23 protein-coding genes are annotated in these 26932 nt (G+C 66.7%); 11 read left to right on the top strand and 12 right to left on the bottom strand.

All coding sequences use genetic code 11. The features are described 5' to 3' along the window. Positions 1–92 precede the first annotated feature (92 nt). Positions 93–935 (top strand): hypothetical protein, encoded by an 843-nt coding sequence (locus RKE25_RS20990; protein ID WP_311840022.1) that lies wholly within the window; start codon positions 93–95, stop codon positions 933–935. A 148-nt stretch (positions 936–1083) separates the two neighbouring features. Here RKE25_RS20990 and RKE25_RS20985 read toward each other — a convergent pair whose 3' ends face one another. The 3 genes from RKE25_RS20985 to frmR all read right to left on the bottom strand — a co-directional run bounded on the left by RKE25_RS20985 (position 1084) and on the right by frmR (position 3332). Beyond that, positions 1084–1803 carry a hypothetical protein gene (locus tag RKE25_RS20985; protein WP_311840021.1) on the bottom strand — a complete coding sequence of 240 codons (720 nt, stop codon included), beginning with the start codon at positions 1801–1803 and terminating at the stop codon, positions 1084–1086. 96 nt (positions 1804–1899) lie between these two features. After that, entirely contained in the window at positions 1900–3009 is a 1110-nt protein-coding gene (locus RKE25_RS20980) for an S-(hydroxymethyl)glutathione dehydrogenase/class III alcohol dehydrogenase (RefSeq protein ID WP_311840020.1), read from the bottom strand. A 47-nt stretch (positions 3010–3056) separates the two neighbouring features. After that, the gene (frmR, locus tag RKE25_RS20975) at positions 3057–3332 is read right to left on the bottom strand and encodes a formaldehyde-responsive transcriptional repressor FrmR (RefSeq protein ID WP_311840019.1); all 276 of its coding nucleotides are present in this window, start codon (positions 3330–3332) and stop codon (positions 3057–3059) included. Positions 3333–3536: 204 nt separating this feature from the next. Here frmR and RKE25_RS20970 point away from each other — a divergent pair, with 204 nt between their 5' ends. The 4 genes from RKE25_RS20970 to RKE25_RS20955 all read left to right on the top strand — a co-directional run bounded on the left by RKE25_RS20970 (position 3537) and on the right by RKE25_RS20955 (position 6663). After that, complete coding sequence (locus RKE25_RS20970) at positions 3537–4100, top strand: ester cyclase (protein ID WP_311840018.1); 564 nt, start codon at positions 3537–3539, stop codon at positions 4098–4100. A gap of 191 nt (positions 4101–4291) precedes the next feature. Beyond that, positions 4292–5116, top strand: a complete 825-nt coding sequence (locus RKE25_RS20965) for a polysaccharide deacetylase family protein (protein ID WP_311842453.1) — start codon at positions 4292–4294, stop codon at positions 5114–5116. 13 nt (positions 5117–5129) lie between these two features. Further along, positions 5130–5843, top strand: coding sequence for an SDR family oxidoreductase (locus RKE25_RS20960; RefSeq protein ID WP_311840017.1), 714 nt, complete (start codon positions 5130–5132; stop codon positions 5841–5843). 28 nt (positions 5844–5871) lie between these two features. Then, a complete protein-coding gene (locus RKE25_RS20955; RefSeq protein ID WP_311840016.1) occupies positions 5872–6663 on the top strand; it encodes an SDR family oxidoreductase in 792 nt (263 codons plus the stop codon). Positions 6664–6743: 80 nt separating this feature from the next. Here the strand turns inward: RKE25_RS20955 and ppa are convergent, their stop codons facing one another. The 7 genes from ppa to RKE25_RS20920 all read right to left on the bottom strand — a co-directional run bounded on the left by ppa (position 6744) and on the right by RKE25_RS20920 (position 18460). Further along, positions 6744–7283 carry an inorganic diphosphatase gene (gene ppa / locus RKE25_RS20950; RefSeq protein ID WP_311840015.1) on the bottom strand — a complete coding sequence of 180 codons (540 nt, stop codon included), beginning with the start codon at positions 7281–7283 and terminating at the stop codon, positions 6744–6746. A gap of 129 nt (positions 7284–7412) precedes the next feature. Then, positions 7413–8249: a 2OG-Fe(II) oxygenase gene (locus RKE25_RS20945; protein WP_311840014.1), complete on the bottom strand. Its 837-nt coding sequence runs from the start codon at positions 8247–8249 to the stop codon at positions 7413–7415. A gap of 111 nt (positions 8250–8360) precedes the next feature. Next, positions 8361–10463, bottom strand: coding sequence for a prolyl oligopeptidase family serine peptidase (locus tag RKE25_RS20940; protein WP_311840013.1), 2103 nt, complete (start codon positions 10461–10463; stop codon positions 8361–8363). Between the two features lie 79 nt (positions 10464–10542). Then, positions 10543–12084, bottom strand: a complete 1542-nt coding sequence (locus RKE25_RS20935) for a TIGR00341 family protein (protein WP_311840012.1) — start codon at positions 12082–12084, stop codon at positions 10543–10545. Between the two features lie 183 nt (positions 12085–12267). Then, positions 12268–15405, bottom strand: coding sequence for a TonB-dependent receptor (locus tag RKE25_RS20930; protein WP_311840011.1), 3138 nt, complete (start codon positions 15403–15405; stop codon positions 12268–12270). 443 nt (positions 15406–15848) lie between these two features. After that, a complete protein-coding gene (locus tag RKE25_RS20925) occupies positions 15849–17900 on the bottom strand; it encodes a sodium-translocating pyrophosphatase (RefSeq protein ID WP_311840010.1) in 2052 nt (683 codons plus the stop codon). 164 nt (positions 17901–18064) lie between these two features. Next, positions 18065–18460, bottom strand: a complete 396-nt coding sequence (locus tag RKE25_RS20920; protein WP_311840009.1) for an RcnB family protein — start codon at positions 18458–18460, stop codon at positions 18065–18067. A gap of 229 nt (positions 18461–18689) precedes the next feature. Between RKE25_RS20920 and RKE25_RS20915 the strand changes: the two genes are divergently transcribed. From RKE25_RS20915 to RKE25_RS20905, 3 genes are all read left to right on the top strand, one after another. After that, positions 18690–20300 carry a methyl-accepting chemotaxis protein gene (locus RKE25_RS20915; RefSeq protein WP_311840008.1) on the top strand — a complete coding sequence of 537 codons (1611 nt, stop codon included), beginning with the start codon at positions 18690–18692 and terminating at the stop codon, positions 20298–20300. 126 nt (positions 20301–20426) lie between these two features. Next, positions 20427–20906, top strand: coding sequence for a hypothetical protein (locus tag RKE25_RS20910; protein ID WP_311840007.1), 480 nt, complete (start codon positions 20427–20429; stop codon positions 20904–20906). 3 nt (positions 20907–20909) lie between these two features. Continuing rightward, positions 20910–21677, top strand: a complete 768-nt coding sequence (locus RKE25_RS20905) for an alpha/beta hydrolase (RefSeq protein ID WP_311840006.1) — start codon at positions 20910–20912, stop codon at positions 21675–21677. Here RKE25_RS20905 and gcvA read toward each other — a convergent pair. Then, entirely contained in the window at positions 21667–22536 is an 870-nt protein-coding gene (gcvA, locus tag RKE25_RS20900; protein ID WP_311840005.1) for a transcriptional regulator GcvA, read from the bottom strand. The genes RKE25_RS20905 and gcvA overlap by 11 nt on opposite strands. A 135-nt stretch (positions 22537–22671) precedes the next feature. Here gcvA and RKE25_RS20895 point away from each other — a divergent pair, with 135 nt between their 5' ends. Continuing rightward, a complete protein-coding gene (locus tag RKE25_RS20895) occupies positions 22672–23391 on the top strand; it encodes an NAD(P)H-dependent oxidoreductase (protein WP_311840004.1) in 720 nt (239 codons plus the stop codon). Here the strand turns inward: RKE25_RS20895 and RKE25_RS20890 are convergent. Then, positions 23381–24652 carry a 6-phosphofructokinase gene (locus tag RKE25_RS20890; RefSeq protein WP_311840003.1) on the bottom strand — a complete coding sequence of 424 codons (1272 nt, stop codon included), beginning with the start codon at positions 24650–24652 and terminating at the stop codon, positions 23381–23383. The genes RKE25_RS20895 and RKE25_RS20890 overlap by 11 nt on opposite strands. Positions 24653–24853: 201 nt before the next feature. On the opposite strand from RKE25_RS20890, the gene RKE25_RS20885 reads away from it, so the two are divergent. Continuing rightward, positions 24854–25438 carry an adenylate kinase gene (locus RKE25_RS20885; protein WP_311840002.1) on the top strand — a complete coding sequence of 195 codons (585 nt, stop codon included), beginning with the start codon at positions 24854–24856 and terminating at the stop codon, positions 25436–25438. Positions 25439–25556: 118 nt separating this feature from the next. Continuing rightward, a complete protein-coding gene (gene mpl, locus RKE25_RS20880) occupies positions 25557–26927 on the top strand; it encodes a UDP-N-acetylmuramate:L-alanyl-gamma-D-glutamyl-meso-diaminopimelate ligase (protein WP_311840001.1) in 1371 nt (456 codons plus the stop codon). Positions 26928–26932: the final 5 nt, after the last annotated feature.

The raw sequence follows: 26932 nt of genomic DNA, 5'->3' as shown, positions 1-26932 counted from the left end.
CATCGGTGGTCCTCAACGCATACCATCCCGTCACCTGGAAGCCAGCGGTGTCTGCCATGAAGCGTTCGCTGTTCGCCTTGCTCGCGGTATCGATGTCGCTCGGGCTGTACGGACAGGATGCGCCGTCGACGGTGCATCCGTGGACGCCGATCGGGGTGTCCAGCGAGCTCTTCGAATCCCATCCCGCTTTCGACCCGCGCACCGGCGATCTGTACTTCGTTCGCAGCTCCAAGGAGTTTAAGGGCTGGCGCATCCTCACTTCGCATTGCGACGGCAAGCAGTGGTCGGCGCCGGTGCCGGCGCCCTTCGCCGCGCCGGGTGCGGAAGCCGACCCCTGGTTCACGCCGGACGGGCGCAGCTTGTACTTCATCTCGACGCGCGCGACGGGGAGCATGAAGAGCAAGGACTTGGACATCTGGCGTGTCGATCGTGCGGCGGACGGAAGCTGGCAGGCGCCGGTGCGGTTGCCGGCGCCGGTCAATTCCGGTGACGCGGAGTGGTTTCCCCGCCTGGCGCCAGATGGTTGGCTCTATTTCGGTTCCAACCGGGCCGGCGGGCTGGGCAAGAACGACATCTGGCGCGCGAAAGAAACCAAGCCGGGCCACTGGAAAGTGGAAAATGCCGGGCCCGCGATCAACACCCCCGGCGACGAATACGAGCCGCTGCCGTCGCCCGACGGCCGGCGCCTCATCGTGATGGCGGATGGTGGCCTGTATGCATCGCACCGTGAAGGTCAGGCATGGTCGAAGAAGGTGAAGCTCGGGCCTGAAGTGAACGTCAACGGCAGCGAGATCGGCGCGCTGTTCTCGCCGAGCGGGAAATCGCTGCTGTTCGCGCGTGATACCGGCGAGCCGTCATCCGGTGAGTTCTTCGTGTGGCAGCCGAACGGTGAGGAAGCCTGGCCGCCGGTGTGCGGGCGAGCTAAGCGCGAATAGACCTCGGGAAGCGGGGGGCGGCGCCCTAGCGTCTTGCACGCGACGTGTGTGCCCCACATGCGGCGGCTGTGCGCGGCCAGCAGATCGCCACGCGTGATGAGGCCGGTCATGTGGGTCGCCATCGACGCTTAGGCGGCCGACGTTCGCCTCAGCGCTTGGGTGCGAGCTCGCCGACCACGTTGCCGCTCTGATCCAGCGCCTGCACGGTCGGCGTGCCGTCCTTGGCGACCATCATCACCAGGCGCGGCCGGCCGTCGGCGTCGTTGATCGCGAGCCCGACCGTATCGTCCTCGCCGCGACCCATGGTCAGGCGCGTCTTCGGCGTGCCGTGCATGGCGTAGAAGTCGGCGAGCCGCTTGGCCTGTTCTTCCGGCGGCAGGTCCTTGATCTGATCGAGCAGCGTGAGGAGTTCCAGGATCGAAAAATCCGGTTGGTCGATCAGCCGCAGCCGGCTGCTGCTGGCCTTGCCCGCCTGACCGGCGTCGAGAGCCATCAACTGGTCGCGCTCATAGCCGTCGAAGGAGAGGTGCCCGTAGCTGCTCGCGGTGCCGTCCGCGCTCTTCTCGCCGCCGAAGATCAGGCCGCCGTTCTCCGTGCCCTCGTCATTGAGGAAGATCATGCCCGCCACCTTGCGGTTGGGGTGCGGGTACTCCTTGTTCTTGACGTAGATGCCCGGCGCCTTGCCGGTGTTGGAGATCACCAGGCGCAGCGTGCCGTCCGGTTCGCGCACGTTGATGCGCTGGACGTCGAGTTGCTCGACGGAGAACGTCTTCGGTGCGTTCACGAAACCGCTCAACACGGTGACGGCGAACACGGTGGTGAGCACGCCGGAGTAGATCGCCAGAAAACGCTGGCTGCCGAGGTTCATCGCGGACTCCTGGAAAGCAAAAGGGCGGGGCCACAGCCTGTGGCCCCGCCCGCCAGAAAAACGTGATACCTGCCGTGGCAGAAAGCGCTGGCGTTCTCAGAAATGGATGACGGTGCGGATCGACTTGCCCTCGTGCATCAGGTCGAAGGCCTCGTTGATGCGCTCCAGCGGCAGGTTGTGCGTGATGAACGGGTCGAGCCGGATCTCGCCCTTCATCGCCTGCTCCACCATGCCAGGCAACTGGGTGCGGCCCTTCACGCCGCCGAAGGCACTGCCGCGCCAGACGCGGCCGGTCACCAGCTGGAACGGGCGCGTGCGGATCTCCTGGCCCGCGCCGGCCACGCCGATGATCACGCTCTCGCCCCAACCCTTGTGGCAGCACTCCAGCGCGGCACGCATCACGTCGACGTTGCCGATGCATTCGAAACTGAATTCCACGCCGCCGTCGGTCATCTCGACGATGACCTCCTGGATGGGTTTGGCATGGTCCTTAGGGTTCACGCAGTCGGTCGCACCCATGTCGCGCGCCAACGCGAACTTGGCCGGATTAGTGTCGATGCCGATGATGCGGCCGGCCTTCGCCTGTGCCGCGCCCTGGATCACCGCCAGGCCGATGCCGCCCAGGCCGAACACGGCGACGGTGTCGCCTGGCTTCACCTTGGCCGTGTTGTGCACGGCACCGATGCCAGTGGTGACGCCGCAACCGAGCAGGCACACCTTTTCCAGCGGCGCGGCGGGATTTACCACCGCGAGCGAGATTTCCGGCACCACCGTGTATTCGCTGAAGGTGCTGGTGCCCATGTAGTGATAGATGGGCTGGCCGTTGTACGAAAAACGCGTGGTGCCGTCCGGCATCAGACCCTTGCCCTGCGTGGCGCGTACGGCCTGGCAGAGGTTGGTCTTGCCGGATTTGCAGAACTTGCACTCGCGGCATTCGGCCGTGTACAGCGGAATGACATGGTCGCCCGGCTTCACGCTGGTGACGCCTTCGCCGACTTCGACCACGATGCCGCCGCCTTCATGGCCCAGCACGGCGGGGAAGATGCCTTCCGGGTCGTCGCCGGACAGCGTGAAGGCGTCGGTGTGGCAGACGCCGGTATGCGTGATGCGCACCAGCACTTCGCCTTTCTTCGGCGGTGCGACGTCGATCTCGACGATTTCCAGCGGCTGGCCAGGCCCGAAGGCGACGGCGGCACGTGACTTCATGTGTTTCTCCGATAGACGACAAAGGAAAGGAGGGGCGTGACGCCCGCCTATTTCAGGTACGAGCGGACCAGCTCGGTCATTTCGCGCACGCGTTCGGTGCGGCGCGCCTCGGACGGTGCCGGCGCGCCGAATTCCTCGCGGATGTGCGCTTCCATCACCTCGGCCATCAGGCCGTTGACCGCGCCGCGCACGGCGGCGATCTGCTGCATTACCGGCGCGCAGTCCGCGCCGGCCTCGAGCGCGCGTTCCAAGGCCTCCAACTGGCCGCGGATACGCCGCACGCGGCCGAGGACGCGCTTCTTTTCTTGGGGAGAGTGGGGCATGGCGGGCTGGCGGCTACCTATACTGGGGTAGAGTATCCTGGCACGTCATCCACGGGTCAATGACGGCGGTCCGTCTGCCGGCATCTTTTCGAAATTGGAAAAGCTGCCTCTGTTTCTGTCTGCTATTTGCTGTTCTGTCGGAAAGCTAGCATGCCTCATCGACCGGCCGCATGCCGCGGCGGCGAGTTCATTGCGAGGCTTTCCATGTCCATTTCAGTCCGCGCCGCTTCCGCGGCCGTTCTACTCTCGCTCGCCGCCGGCGCGCATGCCGAATCGCCGCTGCTGCAGCCGCGCAGCCTGATCGTCGATGGCAGCGTGCCGAAAACGCAGGCCGAAGCACAGATCCTGGCGGCACGTCGCTACGACACCTTCTGGAGCACGGGCGAGGAAGCGCTGGCGAAAGCCGCGCTGGCGTCCGGTTTCATCGATCGCACCCTGCCGCCCGGTCGCGCGCAGGGACCCGAAGGCCCGCTCGCCGTTTCCAAGCTGATGCGCGCCGCCGTGCCCGACCTCCGCTGCGAGGTCGAGCAGATGCTGGTGGTCGGCGACCGGGTGGTGACGCACCTGCGCTTCCGCGGGCACTTCACCGGGCGCTTCAAGGACACGCAGGGACAGGGGCAGGCGATCGACTTCATCGCCACGGACATCTACCGCATTGCCGATGGCCGCATCACCGACAACTGGCACCTGGAAGACAACCTGACCTTGCTGGGGCAGATGGGCTTGGTACGGACGGGCAGCGCGCCGTCGCCGGAGAAGAAATCGTGAGCGGCGAGACTATGGCAACCGTTCCCGGCCGCCGCGAGTTTCTCGCCAAGGCTGGCATAGGCATCGGAGCCATGGCCGCGGGCGTGGCGATCGGAGGAGTACCCGCAACGGCCCAGGCGACTGGGACCCGCTCACCGGCTGCTTCCGGAGGCGCAGCGCGTGGCGAGTTCTGGCCGGGCGGCGCGCGCTTGGTGATCTCCATCTCCATGCAGTTCGAGGCCGGCGGGCAGCCGCCGAAAGGCACCGACAGCCCGTTCCCGAAGGTGGACTTCCCCGACAGCGTTCCTTCCGACGCGGCCACCAATACCTGGTTCGCCTACGGCTATCGCGAGGGCATCCCGCGCATGCTCGACCTGTGGGACAAGCACGGAGTGAAGGTCACCTCCCACATGATCGGCGAGGCGGCCCGGCGCCACCCGACGCTGGCACGCGAAATCGCCGCGCGTGGCCACGAGGCGGCCGGGCACGGACCGCGCTGGAGTTCCCAGTACGCGATGGCCCGCGAGGAAGAACGTCGCTTCCTCATCGCCGCCCGCGACATGGTGAAAGACGTCACGGGCCAGACGCCGGTCGGCTACAACTGCAACTGGTTGCGCCGTGGCCCGCATACGTTGTCGCTGCTGCAGGAGCTGGGCTACCTCTATCACATCGATGATCTGAGCCGCGACGAACCTTTCATCGAGACGGTCGATGGCAAGGATTTCGTCGTGGTGCCGTATACGTTGCGCAACAACGACATCTTGCTCGTCGAGGGCCGCAACTACTCGCCGGACGCCTTCCTCGCCCAGATCAAGCGCGATTTCGATCAGCTGTACGAGGAGGGCGCCTCGCGCCGGCGCATGATGTCCGTCAGCGCGCACGACCGCATCAGCGGTTCGCCGCAGATGGTGCGCGTGTGGGACGAGTTCCTGAGCTATGCGAAGCAACACGAAGGCGTGGCCTTCATGCGCAAGGACGACATCGCGCGCCATGCGCTGCGCAGTCCGATCACCGTGCGCGAAACCGAGACCATCTGAAGGAAATGAAAGCATGAAGAACTTCGAAGGCAAGAAGGTATTGGTGATCGGCGGCAGTTCCGGCATCGGCCAGGCCGCGGCGCGAGCGTTCGCGGCGGTGGGCGCGACGGTGACGATCGCTTCGCGCAACGAGGACAAGCTCACAGCGGCGGCCGAGGCGCTCGGTGGCGACATCCGTACTGCGACGCTGGACATCACCGACGCATCCGCCGTGGAGGCGTTCTTCGCCGCGCATGGCCGTTTCGACCACGTCGTGGTATCCGCCGCGCAGACGCCTTCCGGTCCGTTGCGCGAACTGGGGCTGGACGCAGCGCGCTCCGCCATGAAGAGCAAGTTCTGGGGCGCGTACCACGTGGCACGTTTCGCCCGGATCGCGGCCGAAGGCTCGCTGACGCTGGTCTCCGGCTTTCTCGGGACGCGGCCGAGCGGCAGCGCGGTGCTCCAGGGAGCCCTCAACGCCGCATTGGAGTCGCTAGGCCGCGGCCTGGCCCTGGAACTGGCGCCGGTACGCGTGAACACCGTATCGCCCGGGCTGATCGCCACACCGCTTTGGTCGAAACTGACCGACGACGCGCGCGAGCGCATGTTCCAGAATGCGGCGGAACGCCTGCCCGCGCGCCGCGTCGGACAGCCCGAAGACGTCGCCAACGCCATCGTCTACCTGGCCGCGACGCCGTTCGCGACAGGATCAACCGTTCTGGTGGATGGCGGCGGCGCCATCGCCTGATGCTTTTCACTATCACCTGGAGAATGGCATGCACATCGATCTATCCGGCAAGAACGCACTCGTCACGGCTTCCACCGCGGGCATCGGCCTGGCCATTGCCGTCGGCCTGGCGCGCGCGGGCGCCCACGTGGTGATCAACGGGCGCAGCGCGGACACCGTGAAACAGGTGGTGGACAAGCTTCACCAGCAGTTGCACGGCGCAAGCGTGGAGGGGGTAGCGGGAGATCTGTCGACGGCCGACGGCGCGAAGGCCGTGGTCGATGCAGTGCCGAGCGTCGACATCCTGGTCAACAACGCCGGCATCTTCGGACTCAGGCCGTTCTTCGACATCGACGACGCGGAGTGGGAGCGCTATTTCCAGACCAATGTCATGTCCGGCGTGCGGCTGGCGCGGCATTACATGCGCGGGATGATGGAGCGGAACTGGGGCCGCGTGGTGTTCATCTCCTCCGAGTCCGGTCTCAATATTCCGGTGGACATGGTGCAGTACGGCTTTACCAAGACCGCCCAACTCTCCATCGCGCGCGGCCTGGCCAAGGTGGCTGCAGGCACGGGCGTGACCGTCAACAGCGTACTGCCGGGGCCGACCTTGTCGGACGGCTTCAAGGATATGGTGCGGGAGCAGGCCGAGCGCGAAGGCAAGAGCTACGAGCAGATCGGCAACGAGTTCGTGAAGGCGCACCGCGGCAGCTCGATCATCCAGCGCATCGCCTCGACCGAGGAGGTGGCGAACATGGTGGTCTACGTCTGCTCGGCGCAGGCATCGGCGACGACCGGGGCATCGCTGCGCGTGGACGGCGGTGTAGTCGATACGATCTAGCGGAGGCTTGCTTCCGATTTCCTGCAGCAAAAAAACGCCCCGCGATGCGGGGCGTTTTTCGTCAAGCGCGAGGACCAGGCTCAGCCCTTGCTTTCGGTCTTGTAACGTTCCATGCCGGCGACGATCTCCTGCTTGGCTTCGTCGGCGCCGCTCCAACCTTCGACCTTGACCCACTTGCCCTTCTCCAGGTCCTTGTAGTGCTCGAAGAAGTGGCCGATGCGCTCCAGCCAGTGGCCGGAGACTTCCTTGATGTCCTTGATGTGCGCGTAGCCGTTGAAGATCTTGGCCACCGGCACCACCACCAGCTTCTCGTCGCTGCCCGCTTCGTCGGTCATCTTCAGCATGCCGACCGGATGGCAGCGGATCACCGAGCCCGGCACCAGCGGCAGCGGCAGGATCACCAGTGCGTCCAGCGGGTCGCCGTCGCCGCCGAGCGTGCCCGGCACATAGCCGTAGTTGCAGGGATAGCGCATGGGCGTGGACAGGATGCGGTCGACGAAGATCGCGCCGCTTTCCTTTTCCACCTCGTACTTGACCGGCTCGGAATCCTTCGGGATTTCGATGATGACGTTGATTTCGTTCGGCACGTCGCGGCCGGCGGAGACGAGATGCAGACCCATGATGGTTCCTTGACTTGAAGGCGTGGGGTTGGAAAGGCTTGGGGAAAGCCCTAAAGCATACGGCAAAGCTTGCTGCGCCGCAGCGGGCGGGGCCGGCGGATTCAGGGGCGCGTCAGTGCGTGGCGGGGCTCAGCGCTGGTACGGGCGCTCGCGCAACCATTTGGTGGCAATCCATTTTTCGCCGCGGATCACGGGCAGGCCGGCATGTAGCGAGCTCTGGTCGCCGGTGTCGTAGGCGAAATAGACGGCCGAACCGCGCAGCGCGGTGACGGTGAAGCCGGCGGCCGGGAAACCGGTTCCGCCGCCTTCGTCCGGCGTATTGAGGTACATCACGATGCTGGCGATGCGCTGGCCGCCGCGCGCGGTGACGGCGGTGAAGCCCGGCTGGGTGGGATCGAACCAGTCGAAGTGCGGCTCGTACTCCTGGCCGGGCAAATAGTGCAGCACCTGCAGGCCCTCGCCATGTTCGACCGGCAGGTCCACCAGCCCGGCGATGCGCTGCTCGATCCGCTGGATCAGCGGCGTCTCCCCGATGCGAAAGAACATGCCGTTGCTGGTGCGGCGCTCATCCGTCTGGTGGCGGCCTTTTTCGTCCACGGTCAACGAACGCGCCAGGCGCGGCGTCGCGAGGGCGATCAGGTCGTCGCACTCGCCCGCGGTAAGCAGCCCATCCAGGACGCGCACCGCCGGGCTGTCCAGGCTGGCGCTGACGCGCACGGCGTGGCCGTCTACCGTGGAGACCGGCGCCACCGGATGCCGCGTGCGTCTGGCGCCGGCGCGTGGCAGCGTGGCGTTCAGCGCCGCCAGCGGAACGCCGAGCACTTCGGAGACGGCACGATGGCTCTGCTGCGCGTCGTAGCCTGCCTCCCGCATCAACTTGACCACGTCCAGCGGCGCATGGCCGCCGCGCGCGGTGGCGAGGATCCATTCGCGCAGTTCGGGGCGGGTTTTGTGAAAGTGCTTCATGGGACGGGGCGGCAGTGCGGGAGGTCCATACTTTACGCGGCGATCGGGCGGTTGGCGGAAGGAACGGCAAGGGCGCTACGTGGTGTCCACGACTGCCGTTCCCGCTTCGCCCTATTTCACGTGTTCCCAGAGATAGGTGTAGCCAAGCGCGTTCATGAACGCCGATTGCTTGTTGTCCGCGGCGGCGCCATGGCCGCCCTCGATGTTCTCGTAGAAGGCCGTGTCGTAACCCAGCCCGGCCAGCTTGGCGTACATCTTGCGCGCGTGCACGGGGCCGACGCGATCGTCGCGTGTCGACGTCGTGAACAGCACGGGCGGGTACTTTTGGCCCGCCTTTGCGTTGAAGTAGGGCGAGAAGGTCCGGATCCACGCCCATTCCTCGGCCTTGTCCGGGTCGCCGTACTCGGCGATCCACGAGGCCCCGGCCGAAAGATGCGTGTAGCGCTGCATGTCCAGCAGCGCCACCTGGCTGACGATGGCGCCGTACAGTTGCGGATAGAGCGTCAGCATGTTGCCCATCAGCAGGCCGCCGTTGCTGCCGCCCATGGCGCCGAGGTGCGCCGGCGAGGTGATGCCGCGCTTGATCAGGTCCTCGGAGACCGCGGCGAAATCCTCGTAGGCGCGGAGGCGCTCGGCCTTGAGCGCGGCCTTGTGCCAGCGCGGACCGTACTCGCCGCCGCCGCGGATGTTGGCAATGACGTAGACGCCGCCCTTGTCCAGCCAGGCGCGGCCGATGGTGCCGCTGTACGTCGGTTGCAGCGAGATTTCGAAACCGCCATAGCCGTACTGCAAAGTGGGGTTCTTGCCGTCCGCCTTCAGGCCCTTGGGCGCGATCTCGAAGTAGGGCACGCGCGTGCCGTCCTTGGACGTCGCGAAGTGCTGGCTCACCTGGTATCGGGATGCGTCGAAGAAACTCGGGCTGTGCTTGATCGCCTGCGGCTCGCCCTGGCCCAGTGTGCCCGCGTACAGCGTGGTCGGTTGCAGGAAGCCGCTGACGGTGAGGAAGTACTCGTCGTTCTCGTCCGCATCGACGCCGGCGGCAGCGATGGTGGACAGCGCCGGCGCACCGCCCAGGCTCTCGCGCTTCCATGCGCCGGCCTGTGGCGTGAGGACTTCCAGCCGGTTCACCACGTTGTCCATCACATTGAGGATGAGGTGGTGGCGCGTCCACGAATAGGCGTCCAGCGCCGTGGTCTGCGTGGGTTCGAACAGCACCAGCAGTTCCCGCTTGCCGGCCATGTAGTCGTCGAACCGCGCGGCGAGCAGCGAGCCGGCCTTGTAGGTCTTTCCGCCCACGCTCCAGTCGCTGCGCGGCGTGACCAGCAGCCACTCACGGTGCACGTCGGTGGTCGCGTCGCTGGGGACGTCGATCTTGACCAGCTTGCCGTCCTTGCTGCGCAGGAAGCTCTCGCTGTCGTAGAAGGCCATCTGGCGGTGAACGAAGTCGCGCTCGAAGCCTGGCGTGTGGTCGCGGTAAGCCGAGATGCTCATGTCCTCGTGCTTGCCTTCGTAGACCACGGTCGCCGTGGACAGCGGCGTGCCGCGCTTCCATTCCTTGACGATGCGGGGGTAGCTCGACGCGGTCATCGAGCCGGGGCCGAAATCGGTGGCGACGTAGAGTGCGTCCCGATCCTTCCAGGACACCTGGGTCTTGGCCTCGGGCAGGGTGAAGCCGTCCTTCACGAACTGCTTGGTGGGCAGGTCGAATTCGCGCATCACGTCGGCATCGGCGCCGCCGCGGGACAGCATCACCAGACAGCGGCGGTTGTCCGGCTTAAGGCACTCGGCGCCGTGCCAGACCCAGTTCTCGTTCTCTGCCTTGGCCAGCGCATCGAGATCGATCACCGTCTCCCAGTCGGGCTGGGCCTTGCGGTACTCGGCCGGCGAGGTGCGCCGCCACAACCCGCGCGGATGCTCCTTGTCGCGCCAGAAGTTGTAGTAGTGGTCGCCGAGCTTGGCCACGAACGGAATGCGTGCGTTGGAGTCGAGCACTTCGAGGATGCGTGCATCCAGCAGCTTGAAGTCGGGCGTCTCCGCATATTGCTTCACCGTCTCGGCGTTGCGCGCGCGCACCCAGTCGAGCTGCTTGGCACCGTCGATGTTTTCGAGCCAGAGGTTGGGGTCGGGTGCGTCGCCGGGGACGGTCGACGTGGCTGCATGGGTGATGCCGGTCATCGAAAAGGCCATTAGCAGGGACAGGGAAAGCTTCTTCACCGGGAGTTCCTTCTGAGGGAAGCAGTCGGGGCATTCAAGCAGCTTTGGCCACGAACAGGAACGGCGGGAGCCTGGGACTTCACTCGCCGATCACCTGCACGAACACGCTGCGGAAAGGATCCGCGCCTTGTTCGGCCTCGGCCTGGGCCTGGGCTGGCAGGGGGTAGCTGTTGCCGACGGTGGCTTGCAGGCCGTGGCCTTCCAGCCAGCCGCGAACGGCATCGGCCCGTTGCCCCGCCAGCGCGGGCGTGCCGCCGCCGTCGGAACTGGCGCGGCCTTCCAGCAGCAGCCGGCGCGTGTTCCAGCGCTGCGTGGCCCAATCGATCACAGCCAGCGTTGCGCGCTGCGATTCACCCAGCTCGGCAGAGCCGCGCGGAAAGAGCACCGGCGGCAGGGGGTGCGGTGGCGGCACGATGCTTACCTGCCAACCGCCAAGGCGCGTGCTCAGCATGTCTTCCATCTGCCTGAGCGAAGCCAGCGAGGCCTCCGCGCCGGGCGCGACGGTAAGGGTAAGCCGACGCGTGGCGGCATCGATGTGCGAGCCCAGCAACGGCAAGGGGAAGTTCGCCACCACGGCGGCGGCGCCGTCACCGGGGCCGGGTGCGGCAGCTACCGCATTGAGATTGCCGCCCAGCGCCGAACGCGGAAGCTCGGTTGCCGCCGGGTCCGCCGTAATCACTGGCGACAGCCGCAATTCCAGGCCCTTGGGAAGCGCGTCATCCAACGCCTGGTGCAGCCGTCTGTCATCGTCCCTGTCGTAGTGTTGCGCGGCGAACGTGACCTCGATCGTACGCTGCCGGTTGTCCAGTTGCAGGTCGAGGACGCGCACGCTCTGTCCACCGAGCGTGCTGGTGAGCGTGCTGCGCACGGTGCCGAGCAGGCTGGTCTGGCGCGCGATGTCGCCCAGGGCGTGCGCCAGCGGCCAGCCCAGCGGCAGCAGTACGGCGAAGCCGACGACCATCTGCCAAGCCACCGCGGCGCGGGTATCGCGTCCGCTGAAGCCGTACCAGGTGCACATCAGCGTGGCGCTGAGCGCGATCGTGGCGAAGTTGGTGGCGAACAGCAGCAGCGCGCCCTGCGAGATGCTCCATTGAGCCACCGCCAGGCCGAAGCCGACCACCGCCATCGGCGGCATCAGCGCGGTGGCGATCGCCACGCCCACGATAGTGCCGCCGCGCTGGCGGATCATCGCGTAGCCGCCGGCCAGGCCGGAGAGGGTGGCGGCGATCATGTCGAAGAGGTTGGGCGTGGTCCGCGCAAGGATCTCGGGCGTCGGCACCCGCAGGGGCGACAGGCGCACGATCAGGATGGACACCAGCAGCGCCAACCCCATGCCGGCCAGCAGCGTGCCCAGTGCGCGGAACACCCGCCGGATATCCAGCGTGGCGATGCCCAGGCCCAGCCGTACGATCGGACCCATCAGCGGCGACACCAGCATGGCGCCGATGATCACCGATACCGAGTTGCACAGCAGGCCGATGGTGGCGATGCCAGCGGCCATCGCGCACATGAAAAGGTAGCTTCCCTCCAGCTCGCCGTTGTCATCGATGTCGGTGGCGATGGCGCCGCGATCGACTGTGGCGACCGTGCGTTTTAACCAGCGGCGGATGGCATCGAGCATGGCTGTCCCTCGCGTGTTCTGACGGGGGAATTATGCCGGGGAACCGCGCCGCCGCTACTCGCCGGCCTGAGATGCGGGCCCACAAAAAAGCCGCCGGTTGGTACCGGCGGCACTTGGGGAGATCCGAGGTCCTCGGCGCCGTTCCGCTGGCGCCGGGCTCGGTAGTTGTGTAATGCGATGTGCTCAGAAGTCGTAGCGCGCCGTGATGCGGAAATAGCGCGGGTCGGACACGTTCAGTTCACGCAGGTAGAGCTGGTTCGGCGTATTGCGCGCGCTGGTTTCGTAGCGATAGTTGTAGGCCGTCGCCACCTGGCGGTTGAGCACGTTGATCACGTCCAGCTGCAGCGTGAAGTCCTTCAGCCAGGCCGGCTGATAGGCCACGTTGAGGTTGAGCTGGTAGGTCCACGGGGCGGTGCCGTGCGAGCCGCGCGGGGAGAAGGCGTAGTCGGCGGCGGCCGGGACGTAGGTGATCGGCTTGCCCTTCGAATCCAGCTGACCCGGTTTCGTGCCCGAGCCGGATAGGCCGCAGAACCAGTACGCAGCGCCGCTGTAAAGGCCGGCGTCGGCCGTCGGGTAGTGGCTGGTGCAGTTCTTCGGGCGACCCGAGGCGGCGACCAGCGTGGCGCCGAAGCGCCATTCCTCGGTGGCCTGGAAGTAGCCGTACGCCTTGATCTGGTGCTTGCGGTTGTTAGGCAGCAGACCGTTGGAGCCGACCATCAGCTGCGGCAGGTCCCAGTCCTGCGTGGTGGACACGTCGGCCTGGCCGCCGTTGCCGGTATCCAGGTCGGAAGCCAGCTGGCCTTCGGTGTTGCCGTAGTTGCGCGAGAACGTGTAGTCCACGCGGCCGTACCACTTGTCGGCGAACGGATGCTCCAGGAACAGGTCGAGCGCGTAGTACTTGCGCTTGAGTTCCGGTAGACCCAGCTGCTGGCGGGTGTAGGTCACTTCCTTGTAGCTGCCGTCGTCCTGCGCCTGCAGGAAGGTATTGGTCTCGCCCGGGTTGAACAGGAAGCACGAGCCGCCCAGCGCTTGGGCGCAGGTGTCGTCGATCGCGCTGCGCAGCTTGCGGTAGGTCAGCTTGGCACCCCAGTTAAAGGTCGGGCTGACCTGCTGCTCCATGCCGGCGATGTATTCGTCCTGGTAGTGCGACTTCAGGCCCTTCGCCGCCACCGTGCGCGGATCCGGTGCCGTACCGCACTCCAGGTTAGTGGAGACGGCGTTGGTATTGCCGCAAGCGTGGCCCAGGCTGCGGTCCACGGCGATCGGAGTAAGACCGGTCGGCGCGCCGGTCTTCGGGTCGACGCCGGTGTAGGTGAAGTACTCGTTGGTGATCAGCGAACCGGAAGCGCCGCGTACCGCGACGTTGTTCGGCATCGCCAGGTGGTAGCGGCCGGCATTGGCGTACAGCTTCAGCGAAGAATCGCCGAACACGTCCCAGGCGGCGCCGATGCGCGGTGCCAGCTGGTGGCGCTGGCGGGCGTAGGGCTTGCCGTCGCCGTTGTAGTTGGTGAACTGCTCGTTACGCAGGCCGATGGACAGCAGCCAGCGGTCGGTGATCTGCCAGCGGTCCTCGATGAACTGGGCCTGCTGTTCCGTCTTCACCTTGGCGTTCTGCGTGTTGTAGGCACGCGAGACGAAGTAGCCCTTGGTGCCGAGGCCGCCGCCAGACGCCGGCGTGCCGGTGCCGTTGGCGTCGATGGCGACATTCGGGTTGGCCTGCCAGCCGTAGACCCAGGCGTAGCCGCCGGGATAGGACTGGCCGGTGAGCGACTGGGCGGTCTGGTCGTCGACACCCGCGCGCAGGTCGTGGTCGCCGAGGCGATATTCGACGTCCAGACGCCAGCCATGGGTCTTGTCGTTGGCGCCGGGAATCAGCAGCGAAGACACCGCGCCCTGCTGGCAGGCGCCATAGGTCAGGCCCGGAGCCTGTACGAGGGCCGTGGACGAGATGTACGGGCAGCTCGGGTCATAGCCGAACGGCTCCTGCAAATGCTTGATGTTCTGCTTGCCGACCAGCGCGGATACGGTCAGGTCGTCGGTGATGTAGCCGGTGTACTTGGCGATGTAGAGACGACTGGCGTCCTTCTGGTGCACGCCGCCGGTCTTGACGTCGCCGTGCGAGAGATTGTTGTAGTTGAAGGAGTAGCGGCTGGAATCGTAGACGATGTTGTCCTGGACGCCGGTCAGCTCAAGGATGTTGCTGTCGGTGATGTTCCAGTCGACCTTGGCGGTCCAGCGCGGCATCTTGTAGGTGTAGTCGTTCCAGCCGGTCTTGGCCGTGGGGGCCGAGGAGTTGGAGAACGATGCGACCGAGTTGCCGCTCTGCTTGGTCATCTCGCCGTCGACGTAGAAGAACAGCTTGTCCTTGATCAGCGGGCCACTGGCATAGGCACCGTAGGTGTTGTACGAGTACTGGTTCTTGTTGCGGTACCAGTACAGCGTGCCGTCGGTGTGCTGCGCCGTGTTCGGGCCGTAGAAGCCGGTATTCGGGAAGTAGTTGTTGCGCGGGTTGGCGCGCAGCGCTTCCGGACGCAGGATGGCGTAGACGCCGGCCTTCCACTGGTTGGAGCCGCGCTTGGTGACGATGTTGATCACGCCGCCGGTGGACCGGCCGAACTCGGCGCCGTAGCCGCCGGTGAGCACCTGCTCCTGGTCGATCGCGTCGAACGGCAGAGTGGTCGAGCCGAGCGACTGCAGCGGATTGGTCACCGCATAGCCGTTGATGTAGTACGCGTTCTCCGAGGAAGCCGCGCCGCCGAAGCTCGGGATATTGCCGAAGCCGGTGGTGCTGTAGCTGGAGTTGTCGACCACGCCCGGCGCGAGCAGGGCGGCGGCGCCGACGCTGCGGGCGATCGGCAGCTTGTTGAGCTGTTCGGAGGTGAGCACGGTGCGGGTATCGACCGAGGACACGTCGATCGCCGGCAGCGCGGAGGCCACCACCGAGACGCCTTCCAGGTTCTTCGCATCATTGGCAGCCGCAGCGGCTCCGAACGATACCTCGGTACCGCCGGAGATCGTGACGACGATGTCGTTGCGCGTGCTGACGGCGCTGCCGTTGTTCTGCAGCGTCACTTTGTACTTGCCAACCGGCAACGTGGAGAAACGATAGCGGCCGCTCTCGTCTACGGTGACGGTGCGGCTGAAGCCGGTCTCGGTGTTTTCGACGACGACCGTGCTGCCCGGCTGCGCGGCCACCTGGCCGAAGATGGAGCCGGTGGTGTTGGACTGCGCGAGCGCGCCCGTGCTGGCGAACGCGAGCCCCATGGCGAGCGCCAATGCGGAATAGCGCAGACGCGGCGCCGTAAAGCTGGTGATGGTCATTACAACTTTCTCCCCCAGGAGTTGAGCGAAAAAGCGCGGCTTTTGGGCGAGCCGCGCGGTCGAAAGAAGAAACGATCCGGGTCGGCGCAGGCCGCAAGAACCTGTCCCGGTTCCTCCCCAGGAACCAGAGCCGTGCGTCGATCGTGTTTTCCCCTGTGGCCGGATGACTTCCGGCCTACTGCGCTTCTATTCGACTGCCCCAAGGCGCGTCAACCGATTTCTAACGAGAATTTCTAGGTATTTTTCACAACGCTTTCACTTCAAGAACTTGCGGCTCTGCAAGTACGCACGAACGCCGGCGTGGCTTTCGTTGAAACTTGCGCCAGCCTTGCATGGCGCTTGCGCGAATGTGACGGACAAAAAAAGGCGGCCTGAAAAGGCCGCCTTTGAAGAGATTTGGACGTCTAAATGGATGCCTGGTGTTTCCGACTCGCTAAGCAAAGTCAGAGCAACGGGATCAGCAACAACGCCACGATGTTGATGATCTTGATCAGCGGATTCACCGCCGGACCGGCGGTGTCCTTGTAGGGGTCGCCCACCGTGTCGCCGGTGACCGCCGCCTTGTGGGCGTCCGAACCCTTGCCGCCATGGTGGCCATCCTCGATGTACTTCTTGGCGTTGTCCCAGGCGCCGCCGCCGGTGGTCATGGAGATGGCCACGAACAGGCCGGTGACGATGGTGCCGATCAGCACGCCGCCGAGCGCCTGCGCGCCGGCCTCGGCGCCGCCCAGCCACTTGAAGCCGAATACCACCAGCACCGGGACCAGCACGGGCAGCAGGGACGGCACCAGCATCTCCTTGATCGCCGCCTTGGTGAGCATGTCCACCGCGCGGGAATAGTCAGGCTTGGTCGTGCCTTCCATGATGCCCTTGATCTCGCGGAACTGGCGACGCACTTCCTCCACCACCGAGCCGGCCGCGCGGCCGACCGCTTCCATCGCCATCGCACCGAAGAGATACGGGATCAGGCCGCCGATGAGCAGGCCGATGATCACGTAGTGATTCGACAGGTCGAAGCGGAAGTCGCTCACCGCCAGGTGCTGGCTCAGGTTGTGCGTGTAGTCGGCGAACAGCACCAGGGCGGCGAGGCCGGCAGAACCGATCGCGTAGCCCTTGGTCACCGCCTTGGTCGTGTTGCCCACCGCGTCGAGCGGATCGGTGACGCCGCGCACTTCCGGCGGCAGTTCGGCCATCTCGGCGATGCCGCCGGCGTTGTCCGTGATGGGGCCGTAGGCATCCAGCGCCACCACCATGCCGGTCATGCTCAGCATGGCCGTCGCCGCGATGGCGATGCCGTAGAGGCCCGCCAGGGCGAAGGCGCCCCAGATCGCTGCGCACACCGCCAGCACCGGCAGCGCGGTGGATTTCATCGACACGCCGATGCCCGCGATGATGTTGGTTGCGTGCCCTGTGGTGGACGCCTGCGCGACGTGTCGCACCGGTGCGTACTCGGTCGCGGTGTAGTACTCGGTAATCACCACCATGGCGCCGGTGAGGGCGAGGCCGATGAGAGCGCAGCCGTAGAGCTTGCCCACCCCATAGGCCGACTCGGACATCAGCTGGCTGGTGATCGGCCAGAACGCAATCGCTGCCAGCACCGCGGAGACCGCCACGCCCGCGTACAGGGCGTTCATGATCTTGCCGCCTGGTCGCGAGCGTACGAAGAACGTGCCGATGACCGAGGCAATGATCGAGGCGCCGCCCAGCAGCAGCGGATAGAGCACGCCGTTGCTACCGGTCTGCTCGGCCATGACGCCGCCGAGCAGCATGGTGGCGATCAGGGTCACCGCATAGGTCTCGAACAGGTCGGCGGCCATGCCGGCGCAATCGCCTACGTTGTCGCCCACGTTGTCGGCGATCACCGCCGGATTGCGCGGATCGTCCTCGGGAATGCCCGCTTCCACCTTACCCACCAGGTCAGCGCCGACGTCGGCGCCCTTGGTGAAGATGCCGCCGCCCAGGCGCGCGAAGATCGAGATCAGCGAGGAACCGAAGGCCAGGCCGACCAGTGCATGCAAGGCGTGCATGATTTCGTAGCCCATGCTGCGCAGCACGGCGAAGTACGCCGCCACGCCCAGCAGGGCCAGGCCGACCACCAGCATGCCGGTGATCGCGCCGCCGCGGAACGCGACGTTGAGCGCCGCGGCCAGGCCGCCGCGCGCCGCTTCCGCCGTGCGCACGTTGGCGCGCACCGAGACGTTCATGCCGATGTAGCCGGTGGCGCCGGAAAGCACTGCGCCGACGGCGAAGCCGATGGCCGTGCCCCAGTCCAGCGCGAGGCCAATGACGATGAAGAGCACCACGCCGACCACGCCGATGGTGGTGTACTGCCGGTTGAGGTAGGCCCGTGCACCTTGCTGGATCGCCGCGGCGATCTCCTGCATGCGCTCATTGCCCGGTGATTTCGCCAATATCCAGCGCACCGAGAGCGCGCCATACAGAACTGCCACGACCGCACACGCGAGCACGATCCACAAGCCATACTGCTGCAGCATCGGAGCCTCCCCATCGGTTGTAGTGGCCGCCTGTTGCAGGCGGTTCCGGCGAGTATAGGCAGAGGTCGGCGGGCGTTATGTTGTGCGACGCAACGGCGCACGAAAAAGGCGGTGTCCGTAGACACCGCCTTCACCAACGCACCGTGTGGAGCTTCGTTCGCCGCTCAGTTCAGCACCATGTCCAGGATGATGCCCGTACCGATGGCGACCAGCAGGTAGCCGCCGTCGTCACGCACCCAGTGGTAGCCGTACGGCGGCGGGCGCAGGCGGTAGTAGCGGTAGTCGTTCACTACGTAAACCGGGCCGTAGTACCGCTCGCCGCGCGCCCAGCGATGCGGGTGGGGGCGGTAGTGGCCGCCATAGTAGTAACGGCGATCATCGTGCCAGCCCCGATCCGGACCGCGCCAATGATCGCGGCGGTCGTGGTCGTGGCGGCCCCAGTCGCCCCGGTCGTAGTGACCATGGCGGTCGCCGTGACCGTGACCATGACCGTCGGCCAGCGCGACGCCGCTGCCCGCGAGCAGGCCGAGGGCGAGGAACAGTTTGCTGAGGTTTTTCATAAGCGCTCCTCCGACAGATCGCCGTCGTTGGGAGGCATCGTAAAAAGATGCGTCTGAACGACGGGGCGTATCCGTCACATACTTTTCATCGATCGGTCAGCTGGCGTCACCCGGAGGACATCTTGCTGTTATTGGAGTGAAATAATTGATTTAAAAGGGAAAAATCTCTAAAGCCGGGCGCCGGGCGGCCGATCCAGGGGCATCCCCGCTTCCCCGAGCAAGGTGTCCCATGCGCTTTCCCTCCTTCCCGGCTCGCTTCCGGTGGCTCGCTTTTTCGGCGGTTTCCCTTCGTGCCCGCCTGATCCTGCGTCTGTGCGGGTTGATGCTCCTGCTGCTGGCGCTCGGCGGTGCGGCAGCGTGGTCGCTGCTCCATGCGGACCGGCGCATGAGCGCCCTGGTGGCCGACGCGCTCAATCCGGTTTCCGACGTCGGCCGCATCCAGAACGACTACGCGGACAGCCTCAATGCGCTGACCCACGCCGGCCTGACCCGGTTGCCGTCGGCACTGGACGAGGCCAAGACCCAGATTCAGTCCAACCGCGTGGATATCGAGCGACGCTGGAAGCAGTTCCTGGGCAGCGGCCTCGCTCGGGAGCAGGCGCAGCTCATCGCGGTGGCCGACGCGCATCGCAAGGCGGCCGAGCAGGCGATCGACGATGCGCTTAAGCAACTGGACGGCGAACAGTACGATCTCGCCCAGCTGCAGATCACCTCGGACGTCCAGCCAGCCTTTGTGCCGCTGCATGCGGACTTCGCCAACCTCTTCGCCAAAGCCTTGCAGTCTGGCGACGACGCGGCCGCCGCCGCGCGGCGCGCCAGCCGGCGCGTGTTGATCGGCCTGCTGGCCATGCTTGCCGTCGGCCTGGCGGCCGCGGTGCTGCTGGATGGTCTGCTGATTCGCTCGCTCACCACGCAATTGCGCCATGCCGCAGCCGCGGCGCAGCGCATGGCCGATGGCGAGCTGGGCCACGCCTTCATTACCGGTCGCGAGGACGAGATCGGTGCGCTCATGCGCACGCTGCGCCAGATGGATCGGCGTCTCGCCCAGGTGGTGCGGCAGGTCCAGCAAGGGGCGGCGAGCGTGACACTGGCCGCCGAACGGCTGGCGCTGGGCAACGACACCTTGCGCGAACGCACGCGCGATCAGGCCCAAAGCCTGGCCGTGACGGCCGCCGCGATGGCACGGATGACCGAAGCGGTCCGCGGCAACGCGGGCAGCGCCGCGCTGGCGGACCGCATCGCCGCGACGGCGCGTGAGCATGCGGAGGCGGGCAGCGGCATCGTGGTGGAGACGCAGCGATCGGTCGAGGCGATCGATGCCGCCAACCGCCGCGTCGGCGGCATGCTGGCCGCCATCGATACGCTGGCCTTCCAAACCCGGCTGCTCGCCTTGAACGCGACGATCGAGGCGGCGCACGCAGGCGCACATGGACGCGGATTCGCCGTCGTCGCCGACGAGGTCCGCCAGCTCGCCCAGCGCAGCGCGAGTGCGGCGCGCGACATCCGCGCGGTGATCGACGACAGCCGGGCCAAGGTCGACACCGGGGCCGAACTGGCGGAACGATCGGGAGAGGTCCTGCAGCGCATCGTCCTCAGTGCGACCGAGGTCTCCAGCGCGGTGGCAGTGATCAGCACCAACAGCCGTGAGCAATCCGCGCGCATCGACGAGGCAGGCGTCGCGGTACGGGCCATCGACGACACGACCCGCCAGAACGCCGCGCTGGTCGACGAGGTGGCGGAGGCCAGCAGAACGCTGCGCGCGCAGGCGGGGGATCTGACCCGGCTGGTGGGTTACTTCCGTTTCGCGGCCGAAGCGCCGATCGGGGGCACGAAAGCGTGACGCGTCTCGCGCGCCTCCTCCGAAAGGTGTACAGGTCCCCCGCAGGCCTTGTGGCAAGCTGCCGCCATGATCCGAAGAACCAACAGGCGCGCATGCCGGTGGCCGGGATGGCTGGCGCTGTCGTGCATGGCATGGTTGCCGGGGCTGTCCCTCGCCCTACCGGCGGGGCCGGAGCGCCTCGAGTGGCACGGCAAGACGTATGACCTCCTGAGCGAGCCGCTGGAGCAGCGCTATCCGGGCGGACAGGGCCGGCCCCGATTCCACGCGGAGCCGGGGCGGGACGCCGGCGCCGGGCGCGGTTATGCGGGCCGCTGGCGGCTGGAGGACGATCGGCTCTATCTGGTCGACATCGACACCTGGCTATGCGGGGGTGGCATCAGCGATGGCGCGGGATGCCGGCGCGCCACGTTGCCCATCCTGTTCGGCGCCGCGCCGGGGCAGGTGGTGTTCGCCGGCTGGTTCAGCGGCGAACTGGTGCTGTCGGAGACGGCGCTTGCGCGCCCGGCGCCGGGAGGCGCCCGGACCATTCGCGTGACGCTGAAGGCCGGCAAGGTGACGCGTATCGAGACGCTCGACGGCGACGGCGGCTCCACGAAGGGCAGCTGAGCGATGTTCTGGCGCACGATCGCTGCCATGACGGCGCTGGCAGCCCTCCTCTATATCGGTGCCGCCGCAGTGCTCTACTTCAACCAGCGGCAGATGCTCTACCACCCCGAGGCGACTTGGCGCGTGGTGCATGCGCCAGACGTCGAGCTGGTCAATGAAGGGGTGACGCTACGCGGCTGGGTGGTTAATCCGGGGCGGGCGCGAGCCTTGCTTTACTTTGGCGGCAACGGGGAGCGCGTCGAGGATCTGCGCGATGCGTGGGCGTCATGGTTTCCCGGCCGCACGATCTATCTGCTGCCCTACCGGGGCTATGCGGCGAGCGGAGGCGAGCCGGAGGAACGTGCCTTGGTGGCCGATGCAGTCGCGTGGTTCGATCGCACGGCCGCTGCGCATGTCTCTGTCGCGGTGATCGGCCGCAGCCTTGGCAGTGGCGTGGCGGTGCAGTTGGCGGCGGCTCGGCCGGTCGAACGGTTGGCCCTGGTGACGCCGTTCGACAGCATGGTGCGCGTGGCCCAGGCCTTCCACCCTTGGATGCCGATCGACTGGCTGGCGCGCGAGCGTTTCGAATCCTGGCGCTATGCGACGAAGGTGTCTTGCCCGGTCCTGATCCTTCGTGCGGAGCAGGACGAACTGGTGGCCGCGCCACGCACGGCGGCGCTGGCCGCCCGTTTTGCGGTGCGTCCGCTGGAGCAGGTGGTGGCCGACGCCGGCCACAACAGCATCCAGGATTACCCGGAATACCGCGTCGATCTGACGCGCTTCATGCAATAGCAGCGGCAGAACGCTCGACATCGCGCAACCACGCGCGCAAGGCGGCGATCGCGGGATCGTGTTCCGCCTCGGGCGGATAGACCAGTTGGTAAGGCAGGCCCTCCAGTTCGGGGCCGAACGGCATCACCAGTGTGCCGCGCGCCAGCGCATCGGCGACCAGTGCCGTGTTGAGCAGTGCCACTCCCTGGCCGGCGATGGCGGCGTCGATGGCATGGGTTTCGTCGGTGAACGTGATGCCGCGCCGGACGTCCAGTGCGGGCTGGCCCGCCACGCGTCGCCAGGTGGCCCAGTCCGGCGGTTCGCGAAAGATCGGTTGCCACTGGAAATGCAGCAGCGGATGGCGCGCCAGGTCGGCCGGCTTGCGCAACTTAAGCGCGGGGCTGCACATGGGCGCGAAGCGCGTGTGCAAGAGGGGTTCGTGTCGCAGCCCGCGATAAGGGCCCTGGCCGTAGCGGATGGCCGCATCGATCTGCTGCGCGGCAAAGTCCACCGGCTGCGTGGAGGCATGCAGCCGCAGATCGATCCTGGGATGCGCGGCCTGAAAGGCGGCCAGGCGCGGCACGAGCAGACGCGCGACGAAGGCCGGCGTCGCGGACACGGTCAGGATGCGTCGCCTTTTCGGCCCCAGCAGCGGTGCGATGGCCTCCGCCATGCGATCGAAGCCGTCGCGCAGTGCCGGGAACAACGCACGACCTTCGGGCGTGAGTATCACCTTGCGCACCTGTCGCTCGAACAGCGCGACGCCGAGCAGGCTTTCCAGCTGGCGGATCTGGTGGCTCACGGCAGTTGGCGTCACCGACAGCTCGTCGGCAGCCTGGCGGAAGCTGAGATGGCGCGCGGCCGCTTCGAATGCCCGCAAGGCCGCCAGGGGTGGCAGACGGCGGGCACGAGATGAATTCACTTCATGCATGACGTGAAAAGCAATCGTTTTTCGTATGTCTATATCGTCCATAGCATGCGCCCCAACGCCATCGATGTGAAACAGCATTCATCCATGAATACTCAAGCGACGACTCTTCTCCATCTGGACGCCAGCGCCCGTGCGGGTCGTTCCGACGTGCACGCCCATGGTTCGCACACGCGTCGGCTCAGCGCCCGCTTCGTCACGCGGTGGCGCGCGGCTCGTACTCACGATCCGGTGCACTACCGCGACCTCGGCCAATGCCCGCCGTCGCCGGTGGATGGCCAGTGGATCCACGCGGCGTTCACGCCGGAGGCCGCTCGCATGCCGTGGATGCGGCAGCGGTTGAGCGAAAGCGACGCCTTGGTGGACGAGCTGGTAAATGCCGACCTGATCGTGGCCGGCGTGCCCATGTACAACTTCGGTGTGCCGAGCGGCTTCAAGGCCTACATCGATAACATCGTGCGCGTGGGCCGCACGTTCGGCTTCGACCGCGCACGTCAGGGAGAACCCTACTGGCCGTTGCTGGCCGAGCGGCCGCGCACGCTAGTGCTGCTGGGTTCACGCGGAGACTTCGGCTACGGGCCCGGTGAGCGCATAGCCGCCATGAACCATGTCGAGCCGGCGGTGCGCACGGCCTTCGGCTATATCGGCATCACCGACGTGCGGAGCATCGCGGTGGAGTACGACGAGTTCGGCGGCGAACGCCTGGCCGCCTCGCTGCAGGAAGCTGAGGCGGCCGTCGATGCCTTGGTGGATGCGTTGCTCGACAAGCGTGCCGATGCCGCGAGCCCCCGCGTCGCTACGGCTTGAATGGGGGCAGCTTTTTGCCCACCGCGACGTTCTTCAGCTGCACGTACTTGGGCAGGCCGTCCTTGCCGTAGGGCGGGGGCGCCTCGCCCTGGATCAGCGGCGCGAGGTAGCGCCGCGCGGCGGCGGTGATGCCGAAGCCGTCGCGGGTGAAGAAGGACGCCGGCATCTTCTTCTCGCGGTTAGCGATCTTGGCCAGCGGCGCGGATTCGATCTTCCAGCGATAGGGCGCGTCCGAAGTGCGCACGATCACCGGCATCACCGCGTTCTGTCCGGCCAGCGCGTACTCGACCGCGGCCTTGCCGACCGCGTAGGCCTGGTCCGCATCGGTCTTGGAGGCGAGGTGTCGCGCGGAACGCTGCAGGTAATCCGGCAGTGCCCAGTGGTATTTGTAGCCGAGCTTTTCCTTCACCAGGGCGGCCAGTACCGGCGCCACGCCGCCGAGCTGCGCATGGCCGAAGGCGTCGCGGGTGCCGGCCTCGGCGAGGAACTGGCCTTCCTTGTTGCGAATGCCCTCGGATGCCACCACGGTGCACCAGCCCACGCGCTCGACGGTGGCCTTCACTTTGGCGAGGAAGGCTTCCTCGTCGAACACGCGCTCCGGAAACAGGATGAGATGCGGTGGCGCGTCGGCGCCTTCGCCGGCGAGGCCTGCGGCGGCGGCGATCCAGCCCGCATGCCGGCCCATCACTTCGAGGATGAAGACCTTGGTGGAGGTGTCGGCCATCGAGGCGACGTCGAGGCTGGCCTCTAGCGTTGCCACGGCGGTGTACTTGGCGACGGAGCCGAAGCCGGGGCAGCAGTCGGTGACGGCCAGGTCGTTGTCCACCGTCTTGGGCACGCCGATGCAGCGAATGTCGTAACCCATGGCCTTGCCCAGCTGCGAGATCTTCAGCGCCGTGTCGGCCGAATCGTTGCCGCCGTTGTAGAGGAACCAGCGGATGTCGTGCGCGCGCAGGACGTCGATCAGCCGCTCGTATTCGGCGCGGTTGGCTTCCAGCGACTTCAGCTTGTAGCGGCAGGAACCGAACGCGCCGCCCGGTGTGTGGCGCAAGGCAGCGATGGCAGCCGTGGGTTCCTTCGAGGTGTCGATCAGCTCCTCGCGCAGCGCGCCCAGGATGCCGTTGTGCGCGGCGTAAACCTGCACGCCGCTGGCGCGGGCGGCTTCGATCACGCCGGCGGCGGTGGCATTGATCACCGCGGTGACGCCGCCCGACTGGGCGTAGAGCAGGCGGCCGGCGGGGGATCGGGACGAACGCTTCATGGACTTCCTCCAGTGGGTCGATCATGCGCTGCGGCAATCGGACAGCGGCGAGAGAAGGCTTTGGACAACAGTGACTTGGCGCAAATGGGCGGCGTTTCTCGTTTGACGACACCCCCGGCAGACGTTAACGTGGCTGTCAATTTCTTCTGTTCCGGCAGCCCGTGGCAGTGTGCTGCGGCAAAGCGGACTTCGTGGAGCATTATGCGACTCGTCCTTCTCGGCCCGCCCGGTTCGGGCAAAGGTACCCAGGCTGCGCGCCTCAAGGTTGAACTCGGCGTCCCGCACATTTCCACTGGCGACATGCTGCGCGCGGCGGTGGCCGCCGGCACGCCGACCGGTCTGAAAGCCAAGGCGGTGATGGATGCGGGCAAGCTGGTCTCCGACGACATCCTGCTGGCCATGCTCGAGGAGCGCCTGTCGCAGGACGACGTGAAGAACGGCTTCATCCTCGACGGTTACCCGCGCAACGTGGCCCAGGCCGAGGCGCTGGGGCACCTGCTGGCCAAGATCGGCCAGCCGCTGGATGCGGTGGTGAAGCTGGACGTGCCGGATGAAGTGATCATCGGCCGCGTGGAAATCCGCTTCAAGGCCGAGCATCGCAAGGACGACGACCCGGCCGTGGTGCGCGACCGCCTGAAGGTTTACGCCGAGCAGACCGCGCCGGTAGCGGATTTCTTCGCCAAGCGCGGCCAGCTGCAGGTGGTCGACGGCGTCGGCGAGCTCGACGAAGTCACGGCGCGGGTCAAGCGCGCCCTCGACCGGGAAAAGGCCGCCGCCAACGGCTGATCTTCTCCACGGGCCGCCACGAGCGGCCCGTGTCTCGTAAGGGCCGCCGTCGCGTGGCGTCTCATCAACCAAGCTTTATCCGGCGGCCATGCCGCTCTTCCGCGTCGACAGGTTCTCCATGCGTCTGCACATCCTCGGCATCTGCGGCACCTTCATGGGCGGCGTCGCCGCGCTGGCGCGCGAAATGGGCTGGCCCGTCGAAGGCTCCGACGCCAACGTCTATCCGCCGATGAGCGACCAGCTGCAGGCGCTGGGCATCACCCTGATGCAGGGCTACAAGGCCGAACATCTGCAGGCCACCCCGGGGCACGGCAAGCCGGATCTGGTGGTGGTGGGCAATGCGATGACGCGCGGCAACCCGGCCGTCGAGTACATGCTTAACGAGCAGCTGCGCTACGTCTCCGGCCCGCAGTGGCTGGGCGAGACGCTGCTGGCGGACCGCGAGGTGCTGGCCGTCGCCGGCACGCACGGCAAGACGACCACCACCAGTCTGCTGGCGCATCTGCTGGAAAGCGCGGGGCTCGAGCCCGGCTTCCTGGTGGGCGGCGTGCCCGGCAACTTCGGCATTTCCGCGCGGCTGGGCCGCGGCAAGGCGTTCGTCATCGAAGCGGACGAATACGACAGCGCGTTTTTCGACAAGCGCTCCAAGTTCGTCCATTACCGGCCGCGCATCGCCATCCTCAACAATCTGGAATACGACCACGCGGACATCTTCCCTGACGTGGCCGCGATCCAGCGCCAGTTCCATCACTTGGTACGCACCGTGCCCGGCAACGGGCGGTTGATCGTCAACGCGCACGACGAGCGCCTCGCCGAGGTGCTGGCGATGGGCTGCTGGACGCCGGTGGAAACGTTCGGCATCGGCCGTGGCGACTGGCGGGCGGAGCTGACCGAAGCCGATGGTTCGGCATTCCTCGTCCATCGCGGCGACGAGCCGCTGGGCGAGGTGCGCTGGTCGTTGCTGGGCCATCACAGCGTGATGAACGCACTGGCCGCGCTGGCCGCCGCCACTGCGGCGGGCGCGGACCCGCGCGCGCTGCTGCCGGCCTTCGCCGCGTTCGAGAGCGTCAAGCGGCGCATGGAGCTGGTCGGCGAAGTGGGCGGGGTGCGTGTGTACGACGATTTCGCCCACCACCCCACGGCCATCGCGACCACGCTGGCCGGGTTGCGCGCGAAGGTCGGCGATGCGCGCATCCTCGTCGCGCTGGAGCCACGCTCCAATTCGATGCGCCTGGGCGCACACGCCGAAGCGCTCGCCCCCTCGCTGGCGGACGCGGACGGCGTGGTATTCCTGCACCGGCCCGAACTGCCTTGGGACGCCAAACGCGTGACTGCGGCGCTGGAAGGGCGAGGCGCCACCGTGCCGACCGTGGACGCGCTGGTGTCCTCGTTGCAGGCACAGGCGCGCGCCGGCGACTACGTAGTGTTCATGTCCAACGGCGGTTTCGAGAACGCGCCCAGGCGCTTCGTCGAGGCGCTGCGCGGCTGAGTGCG

Source organism: Dyella sp. BiH032 (genome assembly GCF_031954525.1).
Lineage (GTDB): Bacteria > Pseudomonadota > Gammaproteobacteria > Xanthomonadales > Rhodanobacteraceae > Dyella_D.
Note: the sequence above shows the minus strand (reverse complement) of the source record. Positions and strands in the feature narration are given on the sequence as shown.